The following is an 18,725-nucleotide window of genomic DNA, read 5'->3' as shown; positions in this document are numbered from 1 at the left end:
GATGGAGACAAAAAAGCCCTGATGCTTTTTATGCATCAGGGCTATCTTTACAGCAATTTCACCTATTTCTTGCGCTGCGGTGGCAAGTCAGTACAGACGCCTTTATACACTTCAGCCGCCATGCCTATCGATTCACCCAGGGTAGGATGAGGATGGATGGTCTTGCCTATATCGACTGCATCAGCTCCCATCTCTATCGCCAGGGCGATCTCACCTATCATGTCGCCAGCATGCGTACCGACGATGCCGCCACCGACGATGCGCTTGGTTTCAGCATCGAACAGCAACTTGGTGAAGCCTTCGTCACGGCCATTGGCCACTGCACGGCCAGACGCAGCCCAAGGGAAATGACCTTTTTCCAGCTTGACGCCTTTGGCCTTGGCTTCGTCTTCAGTCATACCTACCCATGCGACTTCAGGGTCAGTGTAGGCAACGGATGGAATCACGCTGGCATCGAAGTAGGCTTTTTCACCGGATGCGGCTTCGGCTGCTACATGGGCTTCATGCACAGCCTTGTGTGCCAGCATGGGTTGGCCAACCAGGTCACCAATCGCAAAAATATGCGGCACATTGGTGCGCATTTGTTTATCGACATTGATGAAGCCACGGTCAGTCACGGCAACGCCTGCCTTGTCAGCAGCAATCTTCTTGCCATTGGGGCTGCGGCCTACTGCCACCAGTACCAGATCATAGACTTGTGGTGCAGGTGCAGTTCCACCCGCCTCGGCGGCTTCGAACGTGACCTTGATACCTTCAGGCAGGGCTTCAACGGCAACCGTCTTGGTTTTCAACATGATGTTGTCAAAACGTTTTTCATTGAATTTTTGCCAGACCTTGACCATGTCACGGTCTGCGCCCTGCATCAGGCCATCCAGCATTTCTACGACATCAATGCGTGAACCCAAAGTGGAATACACGGTCGCCATTTCCAGGCCGATGATGCCGCCACCGATGACCAGCATGCGTTTGGGTATCTGGCGTAATTCCAGCGCGCCTGTACTATCGACAATGCGTGGGTCAGCCGGTACGAAAGGCAGGTTCACGACCGAAGAACCAGCGGCAATAATCGCCTGCTTGAACTGTACGGTTTTCTTGCTGCCATCGGCGGCAGTGACTTCGATATGATGAGGACTGAGGAACTGGCCTACACCCTGTACAACATTGACCTTGCGGGCTTTCGCCATACCATTCAGGCCAGTCGTCATTTTCTTGATGACGCTTTCCTTGTAGCCGCGCAGTTTGTCGATATCGATTTCTGGCTTGGCAAAGGTCACGCCATGTGCTGCCATGGATGCAGTTTCATCAATCACCGCAGCCACGTGTAGCAGTGCCTTGGATGGGATGCAACCGACATTCAGGCAGACGCCACCGAGCGTGGAATAACGCTCAACCAGCACAGTATTCATGCCCAGATCGGCAGAACGGAAAGCAGCAGAATAACCGCCAGGGCCCGCGCCCAATACCATCATGTCGCATTCAACATCGACCTTGCCGGCGTAACCGGACGCAACTGGCGCAGGGGCTGCTGGTGCAGCAGTCGCGGCGACCGGAGCAGTGGCAACAGGAGCAGACGCTGCCTGGCCTGCAGCTTCGACCAGCAACAGCAAACTGCCTTCAGCAACCTTGTCACCGACCTTAACCTTGATTTCTTTTACTGTACCGGCATGGCTGGATGGAATCTCCATACTGGCCTTGTCCGATTCGACGGTGATCAGCGACTGGTCTACCTTGATGCTGTCGCCAACCTTGACCATGACTTCGATGACTTCAACTTCCTTGAAGTCACCAATATCAGGTACCTTGACTTCGACGATGCCGACAGGCCCGGCAGGTGCTGCAACTACAGGAGCAGGCGCAGCGGCGGGTGCTGATGCTGGCGCAGGAGCGGCCGCAACTGCCGGAGCAGCCGCGGGCGCTGCACTTGCCGCAGCACCTTCAGCTTCTATGACCAGCAACAGACTGCCTTCAGCAATCTTGTCACCGAGTTTGACTTTCAATTCCTTGATGACACCAGCATGGCTGGATGGAATTTCCATGCTGGCCTTGTCAGATTCGACAGTCACCAGCGATTGATCGACCTTGATGGTGTCACCCACCTTGACCAGCAATTCTATGACTTCAACTTCCTTGAAATCACCGATATCGGGTACTTTGACTTCGATAGTGCTCATAGTCTGGTCTCCGTTCACAGCAGGGTTTTACGCAGATCAGCCAGGACATCAGCCAGATAAGCGGTGAACTTGGCAGCCATGGCACCATCAATGACGCGGTGGTCATATGACAGTGACAGCGGCAACATCAGGCGTGGCTGGAATTGCTTGCCATCCCAGACTGGCTTGATACTGGATTTGGACAAGCCCAGGATCGCCACTTCAGGTGCATTGATGATAGGCGTAAATGCCGTGCCACCGATGCCACCAAGTGAAGATATGGTGAAGGTTGCGCCCTGCATGTCAGCAGGTTTCAACTTGCCATCGCGTGCCTGGGCAGACAACTCACCCATTTCGACCGCGATTTGCGACAAGGTTTTCTGGTCTGCGTTTTTAACGACAGGCACGACCAGGCCATTAGGTGTATCAGCAGCAAAGCCGACGTTGTAATACTGCTTGAGGATCAGGTTTTCGCCGGTCGCATCAAGCGAAGAATTAAATGCCGGGAATTTTTTAAGCGCAGCAACACTGGCTTTGATAACGAAGGCCAGCATCGTCAACTTGACGCCGGATTTGACCAGGGCTTCGTTCGAGGATTTACGGAATTCTTCGAGGTCGCTGATATCGGCTTCATCAAATTGCGTGACATGCGGGATCATGACCCAGTTGCGGTGCAGGTTCGGACCACTGAGTTTTTTGATGCGTGACAAAGGCGATGTCGTGGTCGCGCCAAACTTGCTGAAATCCAGCGATGGCCATGGCAATACATCGAGGCCAACGCCACTGCCATTTTTTGCCGGAGCAGAAACCGCAGCAACAGCTGTGCTGCCTGCCATGATGCCCTTGACGAAGTTTTGTACGTCTTCTTGCGTAATACGGCCTTTTTGACCGGAACCGGCAACGCGGCTCAGATCTACACCAAGCTCACGTGCAAACTTGCGTATCGATGGTGAGGCATGCGCTTTGCCTGCGCTGGCAGTTGCTACCGGTGCTGCTGTAACAGCTACAGGAGCGGCAGCAGGTGCTGGAGCCGCTGGTGCTGGTGTTGCTGCTACTGGCGCGGGAGCTGCTGCCGGCGCAGCCGCAGGTGCGGGTGCCGCTGCTGGTGCAGTTGCACTTGCCGCAGCGTCAACCACGACCAGCAAAGAACCTTCAGCAACCTTGTCGCCGACCTTGACTTTAATTTCTGTGACCACACCGGCATGGCTGGAAGGGATTTCCATACTGGCTTTATCTGATTCTACGGTGATCAGTGACTGATCAACCTTGATGGTGTCGCCGACTTTGACCATCAGCTCAATGACTTCAACTTCCTTGAAATCACCAATATCCGGTACTTTGACTTCTACGCTACTCATAGTTTTCTCCATTGTCGCCCTGCGCTGTCACAGGGCGGTTGGGGTGAAGCCAGGTTTTACCCTGTCTTCACGCTCATCCTGTCTCTCCCTGAAAATGAGAGAGACAGGAAATGTTAGTGGGTGTCAGACGTAAAATTACACAGTAACCGGATTAGGTTTATCTGCATCGATACCGTATTTGGCAATTGCCTGCGCCACCACGGATGCAGACAAGGCACCTTCATCAGCCAGTGTCTTCAACGCAGCAACGACCACGAAGTAACGGTTAACCTCAAAGAATTCACGCAGTTTGGCACGAGAATCAGAGCGGCCAAAACCGTCTGTACCCAGTACTTTATAGCTGCGGTTTTTCGGTATGAAGGCACGTACCTGCTCAGCAAAAGTGCGCATATAGTCAGTTGCCACTACGATAGGGCCGGTTGTGTCTTTCAGGCATTGGGCGATGTAAGGCACGCGTGGCTCTGCAGTCGGGTGCAGCATGTTCCAGCGGTCAGCATCCTGGCCGTCACGGGCCAGCAAAGTGAAGGATGGCGCAGACCAGACGTCGGCAGCAATACCCCAGTCGTTTTGCAGCAACTCAGCACCGGCAATCACTTCACGCAAGATAGTGCCTGAGCCCATCAGTTGTACGCGATGCTTGGTAGTCTGCTCGGATTTTTGCAGCTGGTACAGCCCCTTGATGATGCCCTCTTCCTGACCGGCTTTCAAACCTGGGTGGCTATAGTTTTCATTCATCAGGGTGATGTAGTAGAACACATCTTCCTGATCAGTCACCATGCGACGCAGGCCATCATGCATAATGACTGCCACTTCATGTGCAAAGGTCGGGTCGTAAGGAATACAGTTAGGGATGGTCGATGCCAGGACATGGCTGTGACCATCTTCATGCTGCAAGCCTTCACCATTCAGCGTCGTGCGACCTGCTGTACCGCCGAGCAGGAAGCCGCGTGCGCGCATATCGCCAGCAGCCCAGGCCAGATCGCCGATACGCTGCAGACCGAACATCGAGTAATAGGTATAGAACGGGATCATGACGCGGTTATTGGTCGAGTAGGAAGTCGCCGCAGCGATCCATGAACTCATACCACCGGCTTCATTGATACCCTCTTGCAAAATCTGACCAGCCTTGTCTTCGCGATAGTACATGACCTGGTCTTTATCGACAGGCTCATACAACTGACCGACCTGGCTGAAAATACCGATCTGGCGGAACAGGCCTTCCATACCAAAGGTACGGGATTCGTCAACCATGATAGGTACCACGCGTGGACCCAGGCTGGCGTCGCGCAGCAAAGCAGTCAGGATACGGACATAAGCGGCTGTCGTGGAAATTTCACGACCTTCTGCCGTTGGTTCCAGCATGGCCTGGAAGGCTGTCAGTTCTGGCACAACCAAAGCTTCGTCGGCTTTTTGACGGCGTTGTGGCAAATAACCACCAAGCTCTTTGCGGCGCGCATGCAGGTATTGCATTTCTGGCGTGTCGTCAGCCGGTTTGAAGAATGGGATTGCTGGCAATTCAGAGTCAGCAATCGGCAACTGGAAGCGGTCACGCATGGCCTTGATGGCTTCATCGTCGAGCTTCTTGGTATTGTGCGCAGTGTTGCGTGCTTCGCCGGATTTGCCAAAGCCAAAGCCCTTGATGCTCTTCGCCAGGATGACGGTAGGCTGGCCCTTGTTTTCCTGGGCGACTTTGAATGCTGCATAAATCTTGTGTGGGTCATGACCACCACGGGTCAAGCGCCAGATGTCGTCGTCCGACATTTTGCTGACCATTTCCAGCAATTTTGGATGCTTGCCAAAGAAGTGGCTGCGTACATAGGCACCATCCTTGGCTTTGTAGTTCTGGTATTCGCCATCAACGGTTTCCATCATGACTTTTTGCAGGATGCCGTCTTTGTCTTTCGCCAGCAACTCATCCCAGCCGCTGCCCCAGATGACTTTGACGACATTCCAGCCAGCACCACGGAAATCAGATTCCAGTTCCTGGATGATCTTGCCATTGCCACGTACCGGGCCGTCCAGACGTTGCAGATTACAGTTGACGACAATCACCAGATTGTCCAATTGTTCACGACCAGCCATGCCAATTGCGCCCATGGATTCTGGTTCATCCATCTCACCGTCACCACAGAATGCCCATACTTTACGTTTCTCTGTGTCTGCAATACCGCGAGCGTGCAAATACTTCAGGAAGCGTGCCTGGTAAATCGCCATCAAAGGGCCCAGACCCATGGATACGGTAGGGAATTGCCAGAAGTCTGGCATCAGTTTTGGATGCGGGTAAGAAGACAGCCCCTTGCCATCGACTTCACGGCGGAAATGCAGTAACTGGTCTTCAGTCAGACGGCCTTCGAGGAAAGCGCGCGCATAGATACCGGGGGAAGAATGGCCCTGGATGTACAGCAGATCACCACCGTGGTCTTCCGTCGGGGCATGCCAGAAATGGTTGAAACCTATGCCCAGCATATTCGCCAGCGAAGCAAAGCTGGACAAGTGGCCACCGAGGTCGCCATCAACGCGGTTAGCCTTGACCACCATCGCCATCGCGTTCCAGCGCATATAAGAGCGCAGGCGCTCTTCAATTTCCAGGTTACCCGGGCAATGTTCGCCCTGGTCAGCCGGAATGGTATTCACGTAAGCAGTATTGCTTGAAAACGGGATATGGGCACCACGACGGCGCGCCAGGTCAACCATGCGCTCCATCAGGTAATGCGCACGTTCAGGGCCTTCGGCCTCTATGACTGCTTCAAGCGCATCCAGCCACTCATTTGTTTCAACTACATCGGGATCATTGGCGGCCTGGGCCAGCACCTGGTCTATCTGGGGTGACATAGAAGGGGTCTCCTGTTGGTGCGCGTTAGGGTGAAACGCGCGGGGCGAATCGACAAATTACGGCTAGTTTTTTGTTCTCGCAAGTATTTTAACAGGACTTTTTAATTTTTCAAATAGCGATATATGATTTCATAATGTGAAATTTGCGCCGCAGCGCAACAATTAAAGCTAAAAACTTCCTTACATTCTCTACAAGGCTTCTGCAAAAAACGGCTAATCGCGCTTAGTGTGCAGTGCAAAATTCAGTCAAAAACAAACTAGCATGGATATTGCTTATCAATCTTAATTTTTTTATTAATCTTGCGACAAATATGCATGGCACTTTCTCTTTTTTTGATTTAAATAAAAAAGGGCGATGAATAAATCATCGCCCTCTCAATCGCCTTAAACGGCGTAACTACTTATTATTTGAATTGATATTTCAGGCCAACTTTGAAGTAACGGCCAATTGCGCCGCTGCCGTCCATAGGGTTGAAGCCCATAGCACCGTAAGTTAGAGGATCCAGTGGAGCAACCTTGTCAAACAGGTTGGCGATGGAACCGAAGACTTCCAGGTTTTTCATTGCCTTGTAGCGGAAAGACACATCCAGAGTCGTGAAGGAAGCCAGTGTACAACCTGCTGGCGCTTCAGTGCCGTCAGCAAACTTGTTGGCGCAAGGCTGGCCCTCTTCAGGGATATTTTTCATGGAACCACGATAGCTGACCACGCCAGTGATGTTCAATGGACCTCTGTCCCAACCCAGTACAAAGTTGACTTTGTCTTTTGGCGTACCTGCGCAGTTGGATGTATCGCAGTTACCATGAGTACCGGCATATTGATGCTGCACTGTACCATCGACACGCAACCAGGAATTAACGTGTGTCCAGTTGACATCAGCAGTCAGTTTGCCGTATTCGCCGAGGTTGAAACGCTGTCTTGCGTTCAGATCCACGCCCTTAACTTCAGTGTAGCTGGAGTTGGCATAAGGAGCTGCGCCACCGATGATGGTACCTGTACCTGGTGTCACCACGCCATTGATGGTCAGGTTGTTATCCTGACGCAATACGCCCGGCAAGGCCGCTGCTTGCTGGAAGGACATGGAGTTGATTTCGTTGTTGCGGCGAATCTTCCAAGCGTCAATCGCGAAGCTGGTATCTGGCAATGGATCCCAGACCATACCCAAGGTATAACCTTTGGATTTTTCTGGTTGCAGGTTAGGGTTACCAACTTTGAAGCCGGTGAAAGTCGCAGCACAATCAGAAGCCTGTGCACCTGGCAATGGTGTACCGTTAGGGCAGCGTACCGGATCGCGCACAGATGCTGTACCTGCACTGAAGCTTTCTGTACCGGATTCAGGAGCACTTGGTGCGCGGAAGCCTTCAGAATAAGTACCACGCAGGGCAAATGTCTTCACTGGTGTCCACTTGGCACCAACTTTTGGTGTCACGGAAGAGAAGTGAGAATATTTGTCGTAACGCAGAGCACCGGACAATTCCAGAGACTTGATGACCGGAGCCAGCAATTCTGCATAGATCGCTGATACTGTTTCGTCACCTTTTGCAGCTACATAGCTGGCATTGATGGAACCATCTTTGCTACCGTCCAGGGAAGGCATGTCATAGGATTCACGGCGGTATTCTGCACCAACCGCCAGACCCATCATACCGCCAGGCAAAGCCACCAGTTCACGGGAAGCCTTGAAGTCGATGATGTCCATTTTGGTAGGTGCATCGATAGTCGCTGTCTTGACCATGGCTGCATACAAGGCCGGGTTGTTTTTGCTGGCCTGAGTACCTATGTAGTATGGGAAGTATGGGCTCTTGGGATCGCCCAGAGCAGACTTCAATACTGCCATGTTGATGGTATTGGTGTAATCCAGGTGCAGTTTGGATTCAGAATGCAAAATAGCAGTATCAAAATCCCAACCAGCCATCGTACCTTTCAAACCTGCAACGGCGCGGTAGAAGGAGTTGTCAGCAATACGGCGGTTCGCGCCGACGTCAAACATGGAATAACGCAAACGGACATCAGCGCCATACGGATTTTGCGGATGTGAAGCCGACATCAGAATGGTGTTGCCGTAGTTGATGTTACCGTTCAAATTAGTAGGATTTGAAGGGAAGAACACGTTGGCAGATGTAGAAGGTGGCGTTACTGTGAACGCAGCCTTGCGCTGGGAATAACCAAATTCAGCATAGGCTTGCAAATCATCATTCAACTGCCAGGTGCCACGGGCAAACAGGTTCACACCGTCGATTTGTGGCAGCATGGTACGGAACTGATCCGCGTACCACAGACAGCCACCGCCTGGATCTTGCACTTTGGTTGTCGACAAGCTTGAGCAGCCTGGCAGGGAAACATAGTTCAATGATTTTGGATCGCGCAAGGAACCGGCAGGATTTGGTTGCGCGCTGTTATTGCCGGCGATATAGCCGGAAGTGAAAGAGCCCACAGTCACCATAGGGTAACCCCAGCGACGCCAGTCGCCAGTACCTATCCAGTCGCGGTCATAGCGCTGGCTGTTCATCAACTCATTGGATTTGTAAGCCTCGGCATTGAGGATGATGTTGTATTTATCTTTGTCCAGGTTACCAAAACCGGCAGTGATAGAGCCTTTAATCTGGTTGGCGTCGCGGGAACCTGAAGTACCGGCAGTCGCGCTGACAGTGATGCCTTCATAGTTCTTTTTGAGGATGATATTGACAACGCCGGCAATCGCATCAGCACCGTAGATGGAAGAAGCGCCATCTTTCAGGATCTCGATACGCTCAACCACTTCCATAGGAATAGTGGAGATATCTGTAAATGCTTTTTGACCATCATCAGCACGGCCAAACTGCGCCATGCGGCGGCCATTCAGCAATACCAGTGTGGAAGTGGCACCCAGGCCACGCAGAGAGATGGCTGTAGAACCGGCAGCAAAACCATTACCGAAGCTGGTTGGCAAAGAACCGGCGCCATCGGAAGTCAGGGTTTGCAGGTATTCGGCAACGGTAGTCTTACCAGACTTGTCGATATCTGCACGGCTGATGATTTGTATCGGTGATGCTGTTTCAGCTTCAGCACGTTTGATACTGGTACCTGTCACTTCTACGCGCTGTATCTTGCCTTCTTCTTGCGCAAATGCAGGTTGTACCAGCATGCCGGCTGTCATCATCAAGCCGCCAGAAAACATCACGCGCAGCGACCTTGAAATTACCTTTTCCTTCAGCATATCTCTCTCCTAGGGGTTTGTTTCTGGTGTTACATCGCGGCGAAGCCAAGCAATCAGCCACGATGAAAAATATTTTGAAAATTAATTTTCACAATATGTATGAAGCCATTCTTGAATTTTGAAGTCAATCAATACGCAGAGAATGCGGACAGAAAACAACAAAGCGATACAATTCCATAACCAAATGAAATAAAAGACTTACATAAAGGTAATTCAAAGACAAAATTTAATTATTAATTACATAATTTTACTACTATGAAAAACAATGTTAAATCGGTGGAAACCGGCTCAAAAACAGACTCATGACCAGCAGACATGTTAGCTGCGTCGCCATCCCTTATAATCTTGTTTTACCCCTATCACTAACGAAGCATAATATGACCGCCCAAATCATCAGTGGAACCCAGCTCTCCCAACAAATCCGTGCCGATGTAACACAACGTGCCGCCAAACTGACTGCTGCTGGAAAGCAGCCTGGCCTGGCTGTCATCCTCGTTGGTGAGAATCCGGCATCGCAGGTGTATGTGCGCAACAAGGTCAAGGCTTGTGAAGACTGCGGTTTTTATTCGGTTTTGGAAAAATATGATGCAAATTTGACCGAAGAAGCATTGCTTGAGCACATTGCCCGCCTGAACAATGATCCAAAGATCAATGGCATCCTGGTGCAACTGCCCCTGCCTGCCCACATCAATGCCAACAAGGTCATCGAAGCGATTGCGGCAGAAAAAGACGTCGATGGTTTCCATATCAGCAACGCCGGTCTGCTGATGACGGGTCAACCGCTGTTCCGCCCCTGCACGCCTTATGGCGTCATGAAGATGCTGGAATCGATAGATTATCCTGTGCGCGGTGCCAACGCGGTCGTGGTAGGCGCCTCGAATATCGTGGGCAAGCCTCAGGCCATGTTGCTCTTGCAAGCTGGCGCTACTGTCACCATCTGTAATTCCAAGACCCGTGACCTGGCAGCGCACACGCGCAATGCCGACATTCTGGTAGTTGCTACCGGCAAGCGCAATATTGTCACGGCAGACATGATCAAGCCTGGCGCAGTTGTCATCGACGTAGGCATGAACCGCGACGATGAAGGCAAACTCTGCGGTGACGTTGATTATCTGCCAAGCACAGAAGTCGCGGGTTATATTACGCCAGTACCAGGCGGCGTCGGTCCCATGACGATCACCATGCTGCTGGTCAACACCATAGAAGCCGCTGAAAGAATTTAATATGACCCAAGACAATCCCCTGCTCGACTTTAGCGATTTACCGCGTTTTTCTGACATCCGGGCTGAGCATGTGAGCCCTGCCATTGCTGCCCTGTTGGAAGAAAACCGTGCAGTGATTGCAGAACTTGAAAAAAACACTGGCCCGGTCACCTGGAACAGGTTTGTAGAGCCACTGGAAAACGCCACAGAAAAACTGGGACGCGCCTGGGGGATAGTCGGTCATTTGAATGCGGTTGTCGATACGCCAGAAATGCGCGCCGCCTACAACGAAAACCAGCCAGCCATTACTGAGTTCTGGACAGAACTGGGGCAAAATCTCGCCCTGTTTGCTGGCTACAAAGCCTTGCAACAAGCACCTGAATTTGCCAGCCTGCCACAAGCCAGGAAAACCATTATCCAGAATGCGATCCGCGACTTCCAGTTGAGTGGTGCAGAACTGGCCGAGGACAAGAAGCTGCGCTATGCAGAGATACAGGAAAAGCAGGCTGCCCTGTCGACCAAATTTTCTGAAAACCTGCTGGATGCAACCAATGACTATGGCCTGTTCATCGAAGATGTGGCCGAGCTCAAAGGCTTGCCAGAAGATGTCTTGCAGGCTGCCAAATCAGCGGCAGAAGCCGATAGCAAGACCGGCTACAAATTCACCCTGCACTTTCCTTCGTATTTCCCGTTATTACAATACGCAGAAAACCGACATATCCGCGAAACCATTTACCGCGCAAACGCGACCAAGGCTTCTGAACTTGGCAGCAAGGCAGAATGGGATAATAGCGACATCATGGCCGAACTGCTGCGCCTGCGCAAAGAAGAAGCGCTGCTGCTGGGTTACCAGAATTTCGCCGAAGTATCACTGGTCAGCAAAATGGCTGAGTCACCGGCACAAGTCAGCCAGTTCCTGGAAGACCTGGCAAGACGCGCCCGCCCTTATGCAGAAAAAGACCTGGCAGAATTGCGCGCCTTTGCAGCAGACGAACTGGGCATCAGCGACATGCAAGCCTGGGATACTGCCTATGCATCCGAAAAACTGCGCCAGCAACGCTATGCCTTTTCTGAACAGGAAGTCAAAGAATACTTCCCGGAACATAAGGTTGTTGATGGCTTGTTCCGCGTCATCCAGACCCTGTTTGCAGTCGATATCAAACCAGATGAGGCAACTGTCTGGCACAAGGATGTGAAGTTTTACCGGCTGGAAAAAAATGGCGCGCTGATAGGTCAGTTTTATCTTGACCTGTATGCCCGCAATGGCAAACGTGGTGGTGCCTGGATGGACGACGCACGTGGCCGCAGATTGACGGCAGATGGCGTGCAAACACCGGTCGCTTATTTGACCTGTAATTTCAGTGCCCCTGTCACCATGAATGGCGTGGCAAAACCTGCCCTGTTCAGCCATGATGAAGTGATTACCCTGTTCCATGAATTTGGCCATGGCTTGCATCATTTGCTGACCAAGGTCGATGATCTGTCTGTCTCCGGCATTTCTGGTGTCGAGTGGGATGCAGTGGAATTGCCCTCGCAATTCATGGAGAATTTTTGCTGGGAATGGGATGTGCTGAAGCACATGACTTCTCATGTGGATACTGGTGCGGCATTGCCACGCTCATTGTATGACAAGATGATTGCGGCCAAAAACTTCCAGTCTGGTTTGCAAACCCTGCGCCAGGTTGAGTTCTCCCTGTTTGATATGCGCCTGCATGATGCCTTTGAGCCGAATGGTAGTCAAAGCGTGCAAGACATCGTCAGGGAAGTGCGTGCCCAGGTGGCAGTCATGCAGCCGCCAGAATTCAATCGCTTCCAGCATTCTTTCAGCCATATTTTTTCTGGTGGATATGCAGCAGGTTATTATAGTTACAAGTGGGCAGAGGTTTTATCGGCTGATGCCTATGCCGCCTTTGAGGAACATGCGGGGCAAGCAGGCAGCACCTTGTCGCGTGCTGTCGGTGAAAAATTTCAAACTGAAGTCCTGGAAGCTGGCGGTTCTCGCCCTGCCCTGGCTTCATTCAAGGCATTCCGTGGTCGCGAGCCGGTCATCGATGCCTTGTTACGTCACAATGGCATGAGTGCCTGAGTCTTGAGGAGAAAATGATGACATTCAATAAAAAGATCCTGATCTGCAGCTTGCTTTCCAGCATTTTTATGGCGACGGCAGCGCAGGCACAATTATATAAATCGGTAGGGCCAGACGGCAAAGTCACGTATAGCGATCAACCGCCAGCAGCCAATCAAAAAGTAGAAAAGAAAAAACTGCCCGATACTCTGGAAGGCGGTAACCTGCCACAGGAGCTGGCAATCGTTGTTGCAAAAAATCCAGTCACCCTGTACTCAGCCAATGGCTGTTCACCATGCAATGATGGCCGCAATCTGCTCAAAAGCCTGGGCATACCATTTAACGAAAAAACCGTTAACACGGCAGCAGACCAGGAAAAAATGAAGCAAGTCAGTGGCGACTTGCAAATGCCCTTGCTGGTCATTTCGAATGTCAAATTCCGTGGCTATAGCATGGATGAATGGAAAGATGCCTTGAGCAAAGCTGGTTATCCAGCCACCAGCAAACTGCCCAAGGACTACCGCTACGCAGCGGCTGAACCTGCCGCCCCGCCACCGCCGCCAGCCGCCCCCAAAGCGCCAGATGCAGCAAGGCAAGCCGCTACTCCCCAGCCCAAGAAGCCGGATGATGGCTTTAAATTTTGAGTTCGCATGACACGCATCGATTTTCATAGCAATGTGGCGGACAAGCTGAACTACTCTTGCCGCCTGATACGCAAGGCCCACGCTGCCAATTGCAAGATGGTGGTGTATCACCATGACCGCGCCTGGTTGCAGCGCTTGAATGAGGCCTTGTGGACGCTGACAGAAGCTGATTTTTTGCCGCATGTGATGCTCAGTGATCCCTTGTCTGCCATGACGCCCATCGTGCTCAGCCACGATGAGCATGCGGCATGCCCACATCATGAATTGCTGATCAACCTCACCGCTGCCACACCTGCCAACTTTACTCAGTTTCAGCGCATGATAGAAGTCATCTCTGCCGATGATGCAGACAAACTGGCCGGGCGTGAGCGCTATCGCCACTACCAGCAACAAGGTCATACTCTTACCCACTCCGTGGCGAAATAAAATGAATAATCAAATAGACGCCAGCATTCCTGTGTTGACTGAAGTCATCAAGCCGGAAGAACTTCTCACGCCACCCGCCAAAACAGTTGCAGCAACTGACAATGCAGGCGTCGATGGCACGGCACAGCCTGCCCATGAAACGGCTATCAACCATTATCCGGGTAAGACAGAAGAAGACTGGCAAGCATTGGAACAAAGCCTGCGTGAAAACGTCTTGCGCCAGGTGCTGACCCGCATTGATTTTGTCCTCGAACACAGGATCAGGGACAACCTGGCCGATGTTTTGCAGATTGCCGTAGCCAATTTATCAACAGAAATACGCTCTGGCTTGCATAAAACCCTGGAAGAAGTCATCACCCGCGCGGTGACCCAGGAAATCACCAAGGCAAAGTCACCTAAATAATCAAAATAATTAATAATATTTTTATTTTTAAACACAAAGACTCCATCCGTGTTTAAAAATAAAAATCTGAACCAGCTTTCTGATTACCTGAGAAAGCAAAGTATTTCTACAATCTCCTGCATCGCATACAAGATGCAACACAGATGAAACACAGGAGATTCCCCATGAAAGTCATCGTTCTCGGTTCCGGCATAGTTGGCACATCGTCTGCCTGGTTTTTAAAAAAGCAGGGCCACGAGGTCACCGTCATTGATCGTCAGCCTGGTGCCGCACAAGAAACCAGCTTTGCCAATGGCGGCCAGATTTCTGTCTCCCATGCTGAACCTTGGGCTAATCCATCGGCGCCGATGAAGGTCTTGAAATGGCTGGGCAAAGAAGATGCTCCACTCTTGTTCCGCCCGCGTGCAGAATGGCTGCAATGGTTGTGGGGCCTGCACTTTTTGCGTGAATGCACACCTGGCCGCACGGCAGAAAACATCCGTCAGATTGTTGCAATATCTGAATACAGCCGCCTGACTTTGCGCAGCCTGCGTGAAGAAACCGGCATACAATATGACAACCTGAGCAAGGGCATACTGCACTTCTACACCGATCAAAAAGAGTTCGACATTTCCCTGCCAGCAGCAAAACTCATGCGCGACCTCGGTTGCCCGCGCGACTCTATCGATGCCGACGAAGTGGTGCGCAGGGAACCTGCGCTGGCAGGCATACGCGATAAAATCGTTGGTGGCGATTACACCGAAACCGATGAGTCAGGCGACGTCTATCAATTCACTACAGGTCTGGCTGACAAGGCCGCAGCAGCAGGCGTGCAATTTCAGTTCAATACGACGGTCACACGCTTGTTATCTGAGGGCACTGGTGCCGGCGCCAAAATTACTGGCGTGGAGATCATCGATGCAGCCGGGCGTCACAAGACTTTGCATGCTGACGCTTTTGTGGTTGCCATGGGCAGCCACTCACAAACCCTGTTAAAACCTTTGGGTATCTCTCTGATGATTTATCCGGGCAAAGGCTACTCGGCCACTTATCAAATTACCAATCCTGAGCAGGCACCCGTTATTTCTCTGACAGATGATGGCTATAAACTGGTGGTGTCGCGCCTGGGCAACCGCCTGCGTGTTGCAGGCACCTGCGAGATCAATGGCTATGGCAGGGAACTCAATACTGCCCGTTGCGACGCTATTACCAGGCGCACGCGGGAACTGTTCCCGGACGCCTGCGATTACGATAATCCGGTTTACTGGACAGGTTTGCGGCCACTGACGCCTTCGAATGTTCCGTATATAGGCAAGTCCCGCATCAGCAATCTTTACCTCAATACCGGCCACGGTACGCTGGGCTGGACCATGGGCGCAGGTTCTGGCCGTGCGATTGCCGACATAGTCTCGGGCGTGCAGCCAGACGTGGATTTTGCGTTCACTGGCATGGAACACAAGACAGGCAAAACCTTACTGCTACCCGCCTGAGGCAAGCAAGCTTTATCTAAAAACTGCTCTGATACAGACAGGATGCGCCCAGGCATAGCCCTGCCCTGCAAGCTAAACGCCCGCTAAAGCGGGCGTACAAAAACAAGTTTCCCCTCACGCAAGTTGCCAGATGGAATCTCTATCTGCAACAACTTGCGTTCTTTTTGTCATCCAAACACAAGATCCCGGCGTTTACTTCAAAACAGGCTGAATCATTTAGCTTTATGTTGTTTTATCTGACTTTACTTGCCTTTAATACGCACAGGTAACTCTTCAGCTTTTTCGTCAAAGGCAATACGTGTCGTAAATTTGGCACGCTTCATGGGGAAACGGGAATGGAAATGTCGGACATTGCCAGAGCCGGAAATGGCGCGCCGCACAAATTGGTAATAGGCGTCCATGTCTATCACATGAACCACCAGGAAATAGTCATACTCCCCAGACACAAAATAACATTGCATGACCTCGGCTTCCTTGTTCATGCGTGTCTCAAACTCCCGCATGAATTCATCCGACTGGTTGATCAGCGATACCTCCAGAAAAGCCAGCATGCCATAACCAAGAGCGAAGCTATCGACCATCGCTACTTCAGCGCTGATGACGCCTGCTTCCCGCAGTTCCCGTATGCGGCGCAGGCAGGTGGGTTGGGAGATATGCAGCTTGTCGGCCAGTACCCTGGTCGGGGTTTGGTTGTCTTTTTGGAGGAGGTTCAAAAGCTTGCGATCAAGCTTGTCAAGGGTGCGATATTGGGGCATATAAAAAACGTCAGTTTGGAGAAAAAACCACACAAAATAGCTTTGCGAAATATTTTTTCTGTTGTACCTTCTTGCTGTTCAGTTATCTGAATAAGTCAGAGATGCAGTACTGTTATCCTACTTTTTAATCCTTAGGAGTATGTTCATGTCGTTCAAAACTAAAATGATTCCACTGGCTGGCGCAATTGCTTTCGCTTTCGCTGGTGCTGCGGCAGCTCAAGATCTGGTTGTAAAAATTGGTCACGTTGGCCCTATCTCCGGCGCGATCGCCCACTTGGGTAAAGACAATGAAAACGGCGCCAAAATGGCGATCGAAGAACTGAACGCCAAAGGCGTGATGATCGGCGGCAAAAAAGCCAAATTCGAATTGCTGACTGAAGATGACGCTGGCGATCCAAAACAAGGCACAACCGTAGCACAAAAACTGGTTGACGCGAAAGTAAACGGCGTTATCGGTCACTTGAACTCCGGTACAACTATCCCTGCCTCCAAAATCTACAACGATGCTGGCATCGTTCAAATCTCCCCATCTGCAACTAACGTTGACTACACCAAACAAGGCTTCAAAGGTGCATTCCGCGTGGTAGCGAATGACGGCCAACTGGGCGGCACACTGGGTCGTTTCGCGGTGCAAATCAACAAAGCGAAGAAAGTCGCTGTGATTGATGATAAAACTGCATACGGCGAAGGCGTGGCAAAAGAATTTATCAAAGGCGCCAAAGGCAAGGGTGCTGAAATTGTTGTGCAAGAGCATACAACTGATAAATCTACAGATTTCAGCGCCATCCTGACCACAATCAAAGCCAAAAACCCAGACGTGATCTTCTTCGGCGGTATGGATGCGGTTGCCGGTCCTATGCTGCGTCAGATGAAAGCACTGGGCATCACAGCCAAATTCATGGGCGGCGACGGCATCTGTACAGCTGACTTGGTTAAACTGGCTGACAACGGTATTGGTGAAGGCCAGGTAGTTTGTGCTGAAGCCGGTGGTGTTCTGGAAGCCCAGAAAAAAGTCAATGACGACTGGAAAGCTGCCTTCAAGAAAAAATTTGGTGTAGAAGTCCAGATTTATGCACCATATGTCTATGACTCCGTCATGGTCATGGTAGAAGCAATGAAAAAAGCTGGCTCTGCTGACCCAGCCAAATACCTGCCAGAGTTGAAGAAAATCAACTACAAAGGCGTAACTGGCGACATCGCATTTGATGACAAAGGCGATATCAAAGACGGCACACTGACTTTGTACACATACAAAGGCGGCAAACGTGATCTGCTGCGCGTAGTCAAGTAAGCTGGCGACTTATAAGATCTGCACCACACAAGACCTTGTAGTGACAAACTGCAAGGTCTTGTGAAACTGAAACAGTTCAACAAGCAGATCTTATAAACAATAAAAAAACCTGGCAAAAGCCAGGTTTTTTTATTTTCTGCTAGCAGGATACAGATCAAGCCATCTGTATCAAAGCAGAACTCATTTCAAACTCAGGACCCATTTAACCAGGGTTTTCGCTTCTGCATCACTTACCTGGGCATTAGGTGGCATGGCAACCGCGCCCCATACACCTGAGCCACCTTTCAATACTTTTTGCACCAGCTTGGCTTCAGCAGTCTTGTCGCCGGCGTATTTCTTGGCCACATCCTTAAAAGCAGGACCCACAACCTTGTTATCGACTGCGTGACAGGCCATGCAGTTTTTTGCTTTTGCCAGATCAGCATTCGCCCAAGCGGAGCCAGAAACCACCATTGCCAATACCGAACCTACCAATAAAGAATATTTCATTGCTTTCTCCAGGTTAAAAACTCACTTATTCTACCGCCTTTTGACAATTTTAACGTTTATCTACATACCGGGGTTGACCTGCAGTAAAATTAAGGAAACTCCATGATCTGTAGCAAAGAGTTTGAAGGTTTTTCCCCAGAAAAAGGATGTATCCCATGTTCATCATCATCGTTTTATTCATCATGCTCGTCTTGAAGCTGGCAGATGTATGGATTTTTGCCACCATGTCTTGGTGGTGGATCATTGGTGGTGCAGGCGCGGCATTTGCCTGGTTTGAAGTTCTTGAGCGTATGCTGGGCCTGGACAAACGCAAAGATCATGCGCATTTTGAAAAAATCCAGAAAGAACGCGTCAAACGCGCCTTTGACAAAAACACCCGCCGCTAATGACAGCACATGGTTCTGTTCCGGACTATTTTTTGCGTAGCAACAGCATTCTGACACAACA

Annotated in this window: 14 protein-coding genes; 8 read left to right on the top strand and 6 right to left on the bottom strand. The window is 51.0% G+C overall.

Annotated elements, in window-relative coordinates:
* Positions 1-62 precede the first annotated feature (62 nt).
* From lpdA to UNDYM_RS06470, 4 genes are all read right to left on the bottom strand, one after another.
* A complete protein-coding gene (lpdA, locus tag UNDYM_RS06485) occupies positions 63-2,171 on the bottom strand; it encodes a dihydrolipoyl dehydrogenase (RefSeq protein ID WP_162040318.1) in 2,109 nt (702 codons plus the stop codon).
* A gap of 14 nt (positions 2,172-2,185) precedes the next feature.
* Positions 2,186-3,520 (bottom strand): dihydrolipoyllysine-residue acetyltransferase, encoded by a 1,335-nt coding sequence (gene aceF, locus UNDYM_RS06480; RefSeq protein WP_304941427.1) that lies wholly within the window; start codon positions 3,518-3,520, stop codon positions 2,186-2,188.
* 123 nt (positions 3,521-3,643) lie between these two features.
* Complete coding sequence (aceE, locus tag UNDYM_RS06475) at positions 3,644-6,340, bottom strand: pyruvate dehydrogenase (acetyl-transferring), homodimeric type (RefSeq protein ID WP_162040316.1); 2,697 nt, start codon at positions 6,338-6,340, stop codon at positions 3,644-3,646.
* A gap of 404 nt (positions 6,341-6,744) precedes the next feature.
* On the bottom strand, positions 6,745-9,534 hold the full coding sequence (locus UNDYM_RS06470) for a TonB-dependent receptor (protein WP_232063766.1): 2,790 nt from the start codon (positions 9,532-9,534) through the stop codon (positions 6,745-6,747).
* A 377-nt stretch (positions 9,535-9,911) separates the two neighbouring features.
* Here UNDYM_RS06470 and folD point away from each other — a divergent pair, with 377 nt between their 5' ends.
* The 6 genes from folD to UNDYM_RS06440 all read left to right on the top strand — a co-directional run bounded on the left by folD (position 9,912) and on the right by UNDYM_RS06440 (position 15,743).
* Positions 9,912-10,757: a bifunctional methylenetetrahydrofolate dehydrogenase/methenyltetrahydrofolate cyclohydrolase FolD gene (gene folD / locus UNDYM_RS06465; RefSeq protein WP_162040315.1), complete on the top strand. Its 846-nt coding sequence runs from the start codon at positions 9,912-9,914 to the stop codon at positions 10,755-10,757.
* A 1-nt stretch (position 10,758) separates the two neighbouring features.
* Positions 10,759-12,822, top strand: coding sequence for a M3 family metallopeptidase (locus tag UNDYM_RS06460; protein ID WP_162040314.1), 2,064 nt, complete (start codon positions 10,759-10,761; stop codon positions 12,820-12,822).
* A 17-nt stretch (positions 12,823-12,839) separates the two neighbouring features.
* Positions 12,840-13,445, top strand: coding sequence for a glutaredoxin family protein (locus UNDYM_RS06455; protein WP_162040313.1), 606 nt, complete (start codon positions 12,840-12,842; stop codon positions 13,443-13,445).
* A 6-nt stretch (positions 13,446-13,451) separates the two neighbouring features.
* Positions 13,452-13,871 carry a DNA polymerase III subunit chi gene (locus UNDYM_RS06450; RefSeq protein ID WP_162040312.1) on the top strand — a complete coding sequence of 140 codons (420 nt, stop codon included), beginning with the start codon at positions 13,452-13,454 and terminating at the stop codon, positions 13,869-13,871.
* 1 nt (position 13,872) lies between these two features.
* Positions 13,873-14,274, top strand: a complete 402-nt coding sequence (locus tag UNDYM_RS06445; protein WP_162040311.1) for a hypothetical protein — start codon at positions 13,873-13,875, stop codon at positions 14,272-14,274.
* A 164-nt stretch (positions 14,275-14,438) separates the two neighbouring features.
* A complete protein-coding gene (locus UNDYM_RS06440) occupies positions 14,439-15,743 on the top strand; it encodes a D-amino acid dehydrogenase (protein ID WP_162040310.1) in 1,305 nt (434 codons plus the stop codon).
* A gap of 242 nt (positions 15,744-15,985) precedes the next feature.
* Here UNDYM_RS06440 and UNDYM_RS06435 read toward each other — a convergent pair whose 3' ends face one another.
* Complete coding sequence (locus UNDYM_RS06435) at positions 15,986-16,498, bottom strand: Lrp/AsnC family transcriptional regulator (protein ID WP_162040309.1); 513 nt, start codon at positions 16,496-16,498, stop codon at positions 15,986-15,988.
* Positions 16,499-16,643: 145 nt separating this feature from the next.
* Between UNDYM_RS06435 and UNDYM_RS06430 the strand changes: the two genes are divergently transcribed.
* Positions 16,644-17,789, top strand: coding sequence for a branched-chain amino acid ABC transporter substrate-binding protein (locus UNDYM_RS06430; RefSeq protein ID WP_162040308.1), 1,146 nt, complete (start codon positions 16,644-16,646; stop codon positions 17,787-17,789).
* A 180-nt stretch (positions 17,790-17,969) separates the two neighbouring features.
* On the opposite strand, the gene UNDYM_RS06425 is transcribed toward UNDYM_RS06430, so the two are convergent.
* Positions 17,970-18,278: a c-type cytochrome gene (locus UNDYM_RS06425; RefSeq protein ID WP_162040307.1), complete on the bottom strand. Its 309-nt coding sequence runs from the start codon at positions 18,276-18,278 to the stop codon at positions 17,970-17,972.
* 155 nt (positions 18,279-18,433) lie between these two features.
* Here UNDYM_RS06425 and UNDYM_RS06420 point away from each other — a divergent pair, with 155 nt between their 5' ends.
* Positions 18,434-18,664, top strand: a complete 231-nt coding sequence (locus UNDYM_RS06420) for a TIGR04438 family Trp-rich protein (protein WP_162040306.1) — start codon at positions 18,434-18,436, stop codon at positions 18,662-18,664.
* Positions 18,665-18,725 lie beyond the last annotated feature (61 nt).

Origin of the sequence: Undibacterium sp. YM2 (assembly GCF_009937975.1) — a bacterium.
Lineage (GTDB): Bacteria > Pseudomonadota > Gammaproteobacteria > Burkholderiales > Burkholderiaceae_D > Undibacterium.
This window is presented reverse-complemented; position numbering and strand designations above follow the sequence as displayed.